We start from the raw sequence: 11,401 nt of genomic DNA, 5'->3' as shown, positions 1-11,401 counted from the left end.
CGCCGACCTCGAGTCGGTCCGCGCCGCGATCCGCGCCCACGGCGGTCCCCTGGCCTCGACCGCGCAGGTGTGCGGCCGCCCCGCCCCGACGCCGCCGGCCGCCGGCGCGTCCCGTGGCCTGCGCGGCGCCGCGCGCACCCTGACCGCGACCCGGCGCGACGTCGCCGCCCGCCTGGCCGACTCCCGCGAGCGCGCCGACGTGCCCGTCGAGGCGCTGCTGAACTCGGCCTTCGTGGACGCCCACGCGGACGAGCGCCCCGCCGACCGCGGCGTGCCGCGCGGGCGGCTCGCCGGCCTGGTGGACGCCGTCCTCCCGCCGGCCCGCCCCGCGGACGACGACGCCGCGGCCGGCCTGCTGCTCGCCCTGCGCGAGCCGGTCCGCGAGGTGTTCGCCTCCGACTCGTTCGCCGCCCGCCCGTACGCCGACGCGCCCACCGTCCGCGCGCTGTTCGAGGACTTCCTCGCCCACCCGCGCCGGCACGACCCCGAGCGCTTCTGGCGCCTGCTCAACCTCGAGCTCTGGCTGCGCGAGGCGGTGGACGCGGACGCCGCCCCGGCCGGCCCCGCCGCCGCGGTCGACGAGGCCGCGGGAGCCCCGGCGCCGGCCAAGCCGGACCACGAGCCGAACCCGGGCAAGGAGCTCGACCTGGTCTCCGCCGAGGACGGCCGCCGCTACCGCCGCTTCCCCGTGCAGACCGGCCTGGTGGACCGGGACACGGACCTGCAGGCCTACCTGCGCGGCGAGATCGAGGACTTCTTCCGCGACCTGCCCGCGGACGCGATGCCGCAGGACGCCCCGTGGCACTTCTCCGTGTCCGAGAAGATCGTGGCCATCACCCAGGGCCGCTCCTACTACACCTGGGAGGTCCGCCCCTCCGTGGCCGCGCGCGCCCTCTCCCGCCTGGTCACCCGCACGCCCGCGGGCATCGGTCTGGGTGACCCCACCACCATGCAGCTGGCCATCCAGGAGGCCGGCCTGCCGCGCATCGTGCTCTCCGCGGCCGCCGGCGCCGCCGGCAAGGTCGCCGGCAAGCGCGGTGTGTTCTACAACGTGGTGGGCGGCAACGTCCGCGCGATCGACGGGCCCACCACCTACTCCACGTTCCCGGCCAACGTCTCGGCCAAGCTGCCCCCGGCCGAGCCGGACCGGGTGGCCGCCGAGGTCTCGGCGATGATCCGGGCGGCGGACATCCCGGCCTGGGCGAAGGCCTCCTTCGCCGGCACCGTCGTGATGGACGCCAACGACATCGGCCGCAACGCCCTCGGCAAGGACACCGCCGCGTCGGCCGCCGTCCTCGAAGCCGCCTTCGCGGACAACCCGCTGGGCCAGGGCCGCGAGCGCACCCCGCTGGCCGTCGTCGTGCGAATGGACTGAGCCGTGCTGCTCTCCGACCGTGACATCCGCGCCGAGCTCGACTCCGGCCGCGTGGGCCTGGACCCCCTCGACCCGGCGATGGTCCAGCCCGCGTCCGTGGACGTGCGCCTGGACCGGTTCTTCCGGCTCTTCGACAACCACCGGTACGCGCACATCGACCCGCGCCAGGAGCAGGACGAGCTGACCCGGCTGGTGGAGGTGGACCCGGACGAGGCCTTCATCCTGCACCCGGGGGAGTTCGTGCTCGGCTCCACCTATGAGCAGGTCACGCTGCCGGACGACCTCGCCGCCCGCCTCGAGGGCAAGTCCTCGCTGGGGCGGCTGGGCCTGCTGACGCACTCGACCGCCGGGTTCATCGACCCCGGTTTCTCCGGGCACGTCACGCTCGAGCTGTCCAACGTGGCCACGCTGCCCATCACGCTGTGGCCGGGGATGAAGATCGGCCAGCTGTGCTTCTTCCGGCTCTCTTCGGCGGCCCAGTCGCCGTACGGCACCGGGGCCAACCAGAACCGGTACCAGGGTCAGCGCGGGCCCACGGCCTCCCGGGCGCACCGCGACTTCCATCTCACCCGCATCGAGCGATGACCGACGTCGCGCTCCCGCCGGTCGCCTCCGCCGCCCCGCGCCGCCAGGTGGCCGCGTGGGCGCTGTGGGACTGGGGCTCGGCCGCGTTCAACGCGGTCATGGTCACCTTCGTGTTCGGCACCTACCTGGCCTCGGACGCGTTCGGGCCGGACGAGCGGGGCACGGCCTGGCTCTCGACGGCGATGGCGGTGGCCGGCGTCGTCATCGCAGTCACCGCGCCCGTGATGGGCCGGCGCGCGGACGGCGCGGGCCGGCGCCGCCTCTGGCTGGGGGTGATGACGGCGGCGGTGATCGCGTGCACCGCGGCGTGCTTCTTCGTCACGCCCCGGGAGTCCTCCCTGCTGCTGGGCGTCACCCTGATCGCCCTGGGCACCGTGTTCTTCGAGTTCGCGGAGGTGCAGGTCAACGCGATCCTCGTGCAGATCTCGACGCCGGCCACGATCGGCCGGATCTCGGGGATCGGCTGGGGAGCGGGCTACCTCGGCGGGATCCTGCTGCTGCTGATCGTGTTCGTGGGCTTCGTCTCGGGGGACGCGCACTGGTTCGGGATCACGGAGGACGAGGGGCTGAACATCCGGGTCGTGGCGCTGGTGGCCGCGGCGTGGTTCCTGGTGTTCGCGATCCCGGTGCTGGTGGCCGTGCCGGACCCGGCGCCCGCGCCGTCCCCCGGCGGCGGCCCGCGGCGGGAGTCCCTGGCGGCCTCGTACCGTGCGCTGGGGTCCACCCTGGCGCGGATGTGGCGCGAGGACCGCAACACCCTGTGGTTCCTGCTCTCCTCGGCGGTGTTCCGCGACGGCGTCGGGGCGGTCTTCGTCTACGGCGCCATCCTGGGCACCACGGTCTACGGGCTGGCGGCCTCGGACGTGATCCTGTTCGCGATCGCGGCCAACGTGGTGGCCGCCCTGGGCGCCTTCGTGGGCGGGCGGCTCGACGACGCGGTCGGTCCGCGCCGAGTGATCCTCGGCTCGCTGGCCGCCATGGTCCTCGTGGCCGGGGCGCTGTTCTTCGCCTCGGGCACCCTCGCGTTCTGGGTCGGCGGGCTGGCGCTGTGCCTGTTCGTGGGCCCGGTGCAGTCGGCCTCGCGCGCGTTCCTGGGCCGGCTCACCACGCCGCGGACGGCCGGCGAGGTGTTCGGGCTGTACGCCACCACGGGCCGCGCGGTCGGGTTCATCACGCCCGCCCTCGTGACGCTCGCGCTCGCCCTGCACCCGGACAACCGGGTGGTCATCCCCGTGATCGCCGTCGTGCTCGTGGCCGGTGGGCTGCTGTTCGCCCGCGTCACGGAACCGATCACGCGGAGCGCGGAATCGATTCGCTGACCCCGGGCGGGATGCATCCCTCCGCTAGTCTGGACCGGACCCTCGCCCGTGCCTGACGAAGGGACCGCATGCTCGTCACCCTGACCGCGCTCTTCGTCGTCGCGCTCGCCGCCCCGGTGCTCTTCCGGTGGACGGGACGTCAGGGGTTCTATCTGCTCGCCGCCGCTCCCGCGGCGGGCTTCGTCTGGCTGCTCACCCAGCTGCCGCACGTGTTCGCGCTGCAGGAGGCGCTCGACGCCGGCCGGCCGGTCCCGGCCTCGGCGGCGCATCTGGACCGGGCCGTGCCCTGGGTGCCGTCCCTGGACATCACGCTCGCGTTCCGCATGGACGCGCTGGCCGCGTTCATGTCCCTGATCGTGCTCGGCGTCGGTGCGCTGGTGCTGGCGTACTGCGCCCGTTACTTCCGGGAGCACGAGGCGAAGGACGCCGTGTTCGGCGGCCAGCTGCTGGCCTTCGCCGGCGCGATGTTCGGCCTCGTCACCACGGACGACCTCATGGTGCTCTACACCTTCTGGGAGGTCACCTCCGTCCTGTCCTTCCTGCTGATCGGCTACTCCGGCCACCGTATCTTCGCGCGCCGCTCCGCCATCACCGCCCTGATCGTCACCACGTTCGGCGGCCTGGCCATGCTCGCCGGCCTCATCATGCTGGCCCACGTCTCCGGCTCCTGGCGGATCTCCGGCGTCCTCGAGGCGGCCCCGGCCCTCATGGCGGACCCCGGGATGCGCGGGCTGCTCGAGGTCGCCGTCGCGCTCGTGCTGATCGGTGCGCTGACCAAGTCCGCCCAGGCGCCGTTCCACTTCTGGCTGCCGGGCGCGATGGCCGCCCCGACCCCGGTCTCGGCCTACCTGCACGCGGCCGCGATGGTGAAGGCCGGCGTCTTCCTCGTGGCCCGCCTGGCCCCCGCCTTCCACGAGCTGGCCACGTGGCAGGTGCTCGTGCTCGGCCTGGGCCTGTGGACCCTCCTGCTGGGCGGCTGGCGGGCCCTGCGGCAGACCGACGTCAAGCTCGTGCTCGCCTACGGCACGGTCTCCCAGCTCGGCTTCCTCATGGTGGCCAACGGCCTGGGCACCCGGGACGCGGCGCTGGCCGGCCTCGCGATGCTCCTGGCGCACGCACTGTTCAAGGCCCCGCTGTTCATGGTGGTCGGCATCATCGACCACGAGGCCGGCACCCGCGACCTGCGCGAGCTCTCCGGCATCGGCCGCCGCCATCCCGTGCTCGCCGCGGTCGCCGTCCTGGCCGCCGCCTCCATGGCCGGCCTGCCCCCGCTGTTCGGGTTCGTGGCCAAGGAGGCGGTCCTGCAGAGCCTGACGGACCACGGCGCGGCCCACGGCGGCCTGCTGGCGTGGGCGCCCCTCGTGCTGATGGCCGCGGGGTCCGTGCTCACCGTGGCCTACACGTGGCGCTTCCTCTGGGGCGCCTTCGCCACCAAGCGCACCCCCGAGGGCGCCCCCGTGCCCGCCACCCGCTTCCACACGCGCGTGACCTTCCTCGAGCTCGCCCCCGCCGGGCTGCTGGCGCTCACCGGTCTGGTGCTCGCGGTCCTGCCCGGGCCCCTCGAGCGCCTGCTGGCCGCCCACACGGCCACGATCCCGGCCCTGGACCCGGCCGCCTCTCCGGCCCACCTGGCCCTCTGGCACGGCTGGACGCCCGCCCTCGCCGTCTCCGCCGCGGTGTGGCTGCTCGGTGCCCTGCTCGCCCTCGGCCGGCCGGGAGTCGAGGCGTTCCAGCGCCGCGTCGAGTTCCCGGTCGACGCCCTGCGCACGTACCGGAAGATCACCGGCGCCCTCGACGAGGTCGCCGTCTGGGTCACGGGCCGCACCCAGACCGGCTCCCTGCGCCGCTACCTGGCGATCATCCTCACGACGGCGGCCGGCCTGCCCGTCGCCTTCCTCCTGTTCCCCGTCGGGCGGGAGGACCGCGTCCTGGCCACCGCGTTCCTCGACGGGGACATCATCTGGGCGGAGAGCCCGGCGCAGCTGGTCATCGTCCTCATGATCGCCGTGGCCACCGTGTTCGCCGTCCGCGCCCGCCGCCGGTTCATGGCGATCATGCTGGTGTCCGTGACCGGCTATGGCTTGGCCGCCCTGTTCGCCCTGCGCGGCGCCCCGGATCTGGCGATCACCCAGGTGCTCGTGGAGTCGATCATCCTGGTCACCGTGGTCCTGGGCCTGCGTGTGCTGCCTCCGGACTGGCACACCCGCCGCACCGGGTCGCGGCGGCTCGGGCGGCTGACCGTGGCCGTCGGGTTCGCCGTGTCCATGATGTGGATCGCCGCCACCGCCCTGACCGCCCGCACCGCCGAGCCCATCTCCCTGGCCATACCGGAGCAGGCCTATGTCCACGGCCACGGGCTGAACGCGGTCAACGTGACCCTCGTGGACCTGCGCGGGTGGGACACGTGGGGCGAGATCACGGTGCTCGCGGCCGCGGCCACGGGGGTGGCCTCGCTGATCTTCCTGCAGCACCGGGACGGGCACACCCGCAGCATCGACGACGTCGCCCCCGGATCCGTCGGCGACTTCGGCGCCGACTCCTCGCTCGGGGCCCGCGAGCTGTCCGTCGCGCGCAGCTTCGCCGTGGACGACCGCAAGGGCCAGTGGCTCGTGGCGGGGCACACGATGGCCCCCGAGCGGCGCTCCATCATCCTGGAGGTGGTCACCCGCTTCCTGTTCCCGATCATGATGCTGCTGTCCGTGTACCTGCTGCTGGCCGGTCACAACACGCCGGGCGGCGGTTTCGCGGGCGGCCTGTTGGCCGGGCTGGCCCTGACGCTGCGGTTCCTGGCCGGCGGCCGCTTCGAGCTGCAGGAGGCCTCGCTCATCCCGGCCGGCGCCATGCTCGGCCTGGGCCTGACGATCGCCACGGCCACCGGCCTGGCGCCGTTGTTCTTCGGCGGTCAGGTGCTGCAGTCCGCCGTCGTCGAGTTCACCGACCTGCCGCTGTTCGGCGACTCCCTGAAGCTCGTCTCGGCCACCGCGTTCGACATCGGCGTGTACTTCGTGGTCGTGGGCCTCGTGATGGACGTGCTGCGCTCGCTCGGCGGCGAAGTGGACCGCCGGGGCGAGGAGGCCCGCCGCGCGCGGGCGCGCGCGGCGGCCCGCCGTCGCCATCCCCGCATGGCCACCCCGTCCACCCCGAAGCCCGAGGAGGCCGCACCGTGACGACCGTCGACCTGGCCCTGCTCGCCGCGATGGGCGTGATGTTCGCCGGCGGCATCCACCTCGTGCTCGAGCGCAACCTGACCCGCATCCTGATCGGCGTCATGCTGATCAACAACGCGGCCGTCCTGCTGCTGTTCCTCTCGTCCGGCGGCACGGGTGCGGCCCCCCTGTTCGTGCCGGGCCGCGACCCGCGGGAGTACGCGGACACCCTGCCGCAGGCGCTGATCCTCACCGCGATCGTGATCGGCTTCGCCGTGGTCGCTTTCCTGACCGCCATGATCTACCGCTCGTGGCTGCTCGTCCGCGAGGACGAGGTCGAGGTGGACGCGGAGGACGTCAAGATCGCCCGGATGCCCGCCTGGGACGCGGAGGACGACGCGGAGCTCGTGGAGGAGTCCTCGGAGTTCCTGGACGACGCCGCGGACCCCAACGCCCACTACGAGCACGCCACGGAGTCCCGACCCCACGTGCGCCACGCCTCACCCACGCCGCCCGCCCATCCCGGCCCGGCGTCCGCCGTCCGTGCCCACCGCGCCGACGGGGGGCCGCGCCCGTGAGCATCGGCACCCTCCCCCTGACCGACCTGGCCCCGCTGGCCGTCATGCTGCCCGTGCTGGGCGCGGCCGTGACCTTCATGCTCGTGCGCCGCCCCCGCGCGCAGATCACCGTCACGGTCTCCGCGCTCGTGCTCACCCTCGTGCTGGACGCGCTGCTGCTGGCCGCGGTCTGGGACACCGGGGTCGCGGCCGTCCACCTCGGCGGCTGGCCGGCCCCGCTGGGCATCAGCCTCGTGGTGGATCGGCTCTCGGCCCTCATGCTCGTGGTGTCGGCGCTGATCACCCTGGCGGTGCTGCTGTACGCCTCGGCGCAGGGGCTGATCAACCGGGACGAGGGTGGGCCGGTCTCGATCTTCCACCCCACGTTCCTGATCCTCGTGGCGGGCGTGTCCAACGCGTTCCTCGCCGGCGACCTGTTCAACCTCTACGTGGGCTTCGAGATCCTCCTGACGTCCTCCTACGTGCTGCTGACCATGGGGGGCACCGCCCAGCGCATCCGCGCGGGCGTCACCTACGTGGTGGTCTCCGTGCTCTCCTCGGTGGTGTTCCTGATCGCGATCGCGATGATCTACGCGGCCACCGGCACCGTGAACATGGCGGACCTGGCCGTGAAGCTGGGCGAGCTGCCCACCGACGTGCAGATGGTCCTGCACGTGCTGCTCCTGGTGGGCTTCGGCATCAAGGCGGCCGTGTTCCCGCTGTCCTTCTGGCTGCCGGACTCGTACCCCACCGCGCCCGCCCCGGTGACCGCGGTGTTCGCGGGCCTGCTCACCAAGGTGGGCGTGTACGCGATGATCCGCACCGAGACGCTGCTCTTCCCGGGGGAGCACGTCAACGCGCTCCTGCTCGTGGTGGCCGCGCTGACCATGGTGGTGGGCATCCTCGGCGCGCTGGCCCAGACGGACATCAAGCGCATCCTGTCCTTCATCCTCGTCTCCCACATCGGCTACATGATCTTCGGCCTGGGCCTGGCCACGGAGGCGGGGCTGGCGGCCACCGTGTACTACGTGGCCCATCACATCACCGTGCAGACCGCGCTCTTCCTCGTCACGGGCCTGATCGAGAACCGCGCCGGCACAGCGAACATCGACCGCCTCGGGTCCCTGGCGAAGGTCTCCCCGTTCGTGAGCGTCCTGTTCCTCGTGCCCGCGCTCAACCTCGGCGGCATCCCGCCGTTCTCCGGCTTCCTCGGCAAGGTCGGCCTGCTGCGCGGCGGCGTCGAGCAGGCCACGCCCCTGGCCTACACGCTGGTGGGCGTGTCCCTGCTCGTGTCCCTGCTGACCCTGCTCGTGGTGGTGCGCGTGTGGACCCGCGCGTTCTGGCGCCGCGTCGAGGACGTGGAGCACCCGCCCGCCCAGCTCGTGGCCGCCTACGAGCGGGCCGTCGCCCGTGGCGAGCGCCCCCGCCCGCTCGAGCCGGGCCTCGTGCTGCCCACCACGGCGCTCGTGGGCCTGACGCTGGTGTTCACGGTGGCCGCCGGTCCGCTGTTCGCGCTGGCCGACGAGGCCGCCACGGACATGCTCGACCGCTCGCCCTACATCGCGGCGGTGCTCGACGACGCCGCGGCCGAGCGGGCCGCGGCCACCCTCAGCGTCGACCCGACGGAGGTGCACGATGCCCGGAAGTGACTCCGCCCGCCGCGGCGTGGTGCGCCCCGACCGGATCCGGGGCATCGTGGCCCAGTGGCCGCTGATCCTCGTGATGGTGGCCGTGTGGTGCGCCCTGTGGCAGGACTTCGCTCCGCACGTGGCCCTGACCGGCCTCGCCTTCGCGCTGCTGATCATCGGGCTCTTCCCGATGCCGAGCATCCCGTTCAGCGGCCGTCTGAACCCCTGGTGGTCCCTCGTGTTCACGGTGCGGTTCCTCGTCGACGTCGTGCGCGCCTCAGTCAACGTGGCCGGGACGGTGCTGCTGCGTGGCCGCCGCGCCCGCGGCTCGATCGTGGGCGTCCCGCTGCGCAGCCACGACGACCTCATCATCACGCTCGTCAGCCACGCCCTGGCCCTGGTGCCGGGCTCGATCGTGCTGGACGTGGACCGGGTCCGCTCCGTCCTGTACCTGCACGTGCTCGACGCGACCACGGACGAGGACGTGGCGGGCTTCCGCGCCAAGGCCCTCGACGTGGAGGCGGGCATCATCCGCGCCGTCGGCACGCGTGAGGACCTCGAGCTGGTCCGCCGCTTCCCGAGTTCGGCGCCCCCCGCCGCCCGCCCCCCGAAGGAGGAGGCCTGATGGACCCCATGGACCTGGCCACGTGGGCCGGCGGGGCGCTGCTCGTGGTCGGCGCCGTCGGTGCGCTCTACCGGATCGTGCGCGGCCCCTCGCTGCTGGACCGGGCGGTCGCCACGGACGTGCTGCTCGTGGTGTTCTCCGGGATGCTCGTCCTGGAGATGGCCGTGCACCGCCACACCCACCACGTGGTCCTCGTGGTGCTGGCCGCCACCGTCGGCTTCGTCGGCTCGGTGACGGTGGCGCGCTTCGCGGAGGACCGGCGCCCGGACCACTCGCTCGAGGACCAGGCGCGCGTGCCCGGCACCACGGACGTGCCGGGCGGGGAGGAGGGCCGATGACCGACACCGCCACGCTCCTGGACTGGCTGGCCGCGTTCCTGCTCGTCAGCGGTGCCTTCTTCTCCCTGGTGGCCGGCGTGGGCCTGTTCGTGCTCCCGGACCTGCTGGCCCGCATGCACGCCGCCGCCAAGCCGCAGGTCCTCGGCCTGCTGCTCATGCTCGCCGGGCTGGCGATCGAGTGGCGGTCGTGGGTGTGGCTGCCCGTGCTGTTGCTGGCGTGGGTCACCCAGATGGTCACGGCCCCGGTGGCCTCCCACCTGGTGGGCCGTACGGGCTACCGCACCAAGCACGCCCGCCGTGAGCTGCTGCACCGGGACGAGCTGGCCGCCGTCGTCCGTCGCGCCGAGCCCCCGGCGGACCCCGGGCCGCGCCGCGCCGGCGCCCGGCCGCGCGGGCGCCGCTGACACCACCCCGCACAGCACGACGGCCGCCGTCCGGATCCCTCCGGGCGGCGGCCGTCGTCGTGGTGGTGGCGGGGCGGCTCAGACCTCGTGGTCCACGCGGTGCGCGGTGGACTCGGACACCTTGCGGATCGCGGCGCCGGCGCCGCGCTGGCCGGCGACCTTCAGCAGCGCCGCGACGCCCGCGGAGATGAACGCGAAGGACAGGGCCTCGATGAGGGGCAGCGTCTCGTCGGCCGCGTCGTTCGGGGCGCTGTGGCCGGTGACGAGCCGCCAGCCGCCCGCCACCACGCGGGAGCCGACGATGCCGCCGACCAGCGTGATGCCGGCGGACAGGGCCTTCTGGGCGAGCGTGTTCATGGTGCGCCTTCCGTGGTCGGGGATCTCACGTGCGGTTGCGGCCGCGGCCGACGACGCCGGACGGGCCGGTCCCCAGCCTAGCCCGCGGTGGGCACCGGGTCGCCGCTGACGTGCCGGCCGGGGTCGCCGTCGGCGTCCAGATGGGCCTGCAGCATGCCGGTGAGCTCGTGGTCCACGGGGATCTCGACGCCGTCGACGGCGCGCACCGGCAGGACGCCGCGCACCGAGGAGACGAGCCAGACGCCCTCGGCGCCCTGGAGGTCCGCCGGGACGAGCGGGCCGTAGCCGAGCTCCCAGCCGTCCGCGTGGGCGGCCGCGAAGATCACGGCCTGCGACGTGCCGGCGAGGATGCCCTTCTGGCGCAGCGGGGTGAGGAGGCGGCGGACGCCGTCCTCCCCGGTGCGCACGATCAGCACCGTGGAGGTGGGGCCCTCGAGCAGGTAGCCGTCCGCGCTGGTGAAGACGACGTCGTCGGCGCCGTGCGCGCGGGCGTAGCGCAGGGCGGCCATGTTCACGGCGTAGGAGAGGGTCTTCGCGCCGGTGAGCAGCCACGGGGAGCGCTCGGGGGCCTGCGAGTCGATGCCGCGGTCCAGCAGCAGCACCCGCAGCCCCCGCTGCCGCTCCTCGTCCTGGATCGCCGGGGCCGGGCTCAGCAGCGCCCACGCGGTGGGCGTGGGCACCGCGCCGGGAGCCGCGTCCGGGCCGCGGGTGACGGTCAGGCGCACGGCGAGACGGTCCCCGGGCGCGACGTCGTTGGCCTCGGTGAACGCCCGCAGGCCGAGCGCGACGGCGGCCTCCCACGCCGCCGCCTCGGGGGCGGCCAGCTGCAGGGCGGCGGCGGACGCGGCCAGCCGGCCGAGGTGGGCTCCGAGCTTGCGCATGCGCAGGGTCCCGAGCCCGTCGGCGACGGCGAGCGCCGTCTCGAAGATGCCGTCGCCGCGCGTGACCCCCTGGTCCGTGACGCTCAGGTGCGGGACGGCCGGGTCCGCGAGCCGCGGGGCGGGGGCGCCGTCCGCGTCCGTCTCGAGCAGGACGAGGACGGGCGAGCCGGCGGCGGGGGAGAAGGC

Annotated in this window: 10 protein-coding genes and 1 pseudogene; 9 read left to right on the top strand and 2 right to left on the bottom strand. The window is 74.1% G+C overall.

The window, feature by feature from the left end; translation table 11 throughout:
- The 9 genes and pseudogenes from CITRIK5_RS07995 to mnhG form a co-directional block, all read left to right on the top strand.
- Nucleotides 1-1,375: hypothetical protein (locus CITRIK5_RS07995; protein ID WP_236557165.1), on the top strand; the 1,375-nt coding region annotated here is incomplete at its 5' end.
- A gap of 3 nt (nt 1,376-1,378) precedes the next feature.
- Entirely contained in the window at nt 1,379-1,960 is a 582-nt protein-coding gene (gene dcd, locus CITRIK5_RS07990; protein WP_036317147.1) for a dCTP deaminase, read from the top strand.
- Nucleotides 1,894-3,279, top strand: a pseudogene (locus tag CITRIK5_RS07985) (MFS transporter); the annotation flags it as partial. The gene dcd and the pseudogene CITRIK5_RS07985, both read left to right, overlap by 67 nt.
- Before the next feature lie 68 nt (nt 3,280-3,347).
- Entirely contained in the window at nt 3,348-6,446 is a 3,099-nt protein-coding gene (locus CITRIK5_RS07980; RefSeq protein ID WP_159833459.1) for a Na+/H+ antiporter subunit A, read from the top strand.
- Complete coding sequence (locus CITRIK5_RS07975) at nt 6,443-7,003, top strand: sodium:proton antiporter (RefSeq protein WP_159833457.1); 561 nt, start codon at nt 6,443-6,445, stop codon at nt 7,001-7,003. The genes CITRIK5_RS07980 and CITRIK5_RS07975 overlap by 4 nt, the downstream gene beginning before the upstream one ends.
- Nucleotides 7,000-8,631, top strand: a complete 1,632-nt coding sequence (locus CITRIK5_RS07970; protein ID WP_036383641.1) for a Na+/H+ antiporter subunit D — start codon at nt 7,000-7,002, stop codon at nt 8,629-8,631. Before CITRIK5_RS07975 ends, CITRIK5_RS07970 begins: the two co-directional genes overlap by 4 nt.
- The gene (locus CITRIK5_RS07965) at nt 8,618-9,235 is read left to right on the top strand and encodes a Na+/H+ antiporter subunit E (protein ID WP_036383643.1); all 618 of its coding nucleotides are present in this window, start codon (nt 8,618-8,620) and stop codon (nt 9,233-9,235) included. Before CITRIK5_RS07970 ends, CITRIK5_RS07965 begins: the two co-directional genes overlap by 14 nt.
- Entirely contained in the window at nt 9,235-9,573 is a 339-nt protein-coding gene (locus tag CITRIK5_RS07960; protein ID WP_036383645.1) for a monovalent cation/H+ antiporter complex subunit F, read from the top strand. Before CITRIK5_RS07965 ends, CITRIK5_RS07960 begins: the two co-directional genes overlap by 1 nt.
- On the top strand, nt 9,570-9,977 hold the full coding sequence (mnhG, locus tag CITRIK5_RS07955) for a monovalent cation/H(+) antiporter subunit G (RefSeq protein WP_036383647.1): 408 nt from the start codon (nt 9,570-9,572) through the stop codon (nt 9,975-9,977). Before CITRIK5_RS07960 ends, mnhG begins: the two co-directional genes overlap by 4 nt.
- A gap of 78 nt (nt 9,978-10,055) precedes the next feature.
- Here mnhG and CITRIK5_RS07950 read toward each other — a convergent pair whose 3' ends face one another.
- Together CITRIK5_RS07950 and CITRIK5_RS07945 are read right to left on the bottom strand one after the other, a co-directional pair.
- A complete protein-coding gene (locus CITRIK5_RS07950; protein WP_036383649.1) occupies nt 10,056-10,334 on the bottom strand; it encodes a DUF4235 domain-containing protein in 279 nt (92 codons plus the stop codon).
- Between the two features lie 77 nt (nt 10,335-10,411).
- A partial coding sequence (locus CITRIK5_RS07945) for an aminotransferase class IV (RefSeq protein WP_159833455.1) occupies nt 10,412-11,401 on the bottom strand: 990 nt, incomplete at its 5' end.

The organism is Micrococcus sp. 116 (assembly GCF_902506395.1).
Taxonomy (GTDB): Bacteria; Actinomycetota; Actinomycetes; order Actinomycetales; family Micrococcaceae; genus Micrococcus; species Micrococcus luteus.
Note: the sequence above shows the minus strand (reverse complement) of the source record. Positions and strands in the feature narration are given on the sequence as shown.

Coding starts and splice junctions, on each gene's coding strand:
- CITRIK5_RS07960 (WP_036383645.1), top strand. CDS start 9,235: ATGGACCCCATGGACCTGGCCACGTGGGCCGGCGGGGCGCTGCTCGTG.
- CITRIK5_RS07980 (WP_159833459.1), top strand. CDS start 3,348: ATGCTCGTCACCCTGACCGCGCTCTTCGTCGTCGCGCTCGCCGCCCCG.
- mnhG (WP_036383647.1), top strand. CDS start 9,570: ATGACCGACACCGCCACGCTCCTGGACTGGCTGGCCGCGTTCCTGCTC.
- CITRIK5_RS07950 (WP_036383649.1), bottom strand. CDS start 10,334: ATGAACACGCTCGCCCAGAAGGCCCTGTCCGCCGGCATCACGCTGGTC.
- CITRIK5_RS07965 (WP_036383643.1), top strand. CDS start 8,618: ATGCCCGGAAGTGACTCCGCCCGCCGCGGCGTGGTGCGCCCCGACCGG.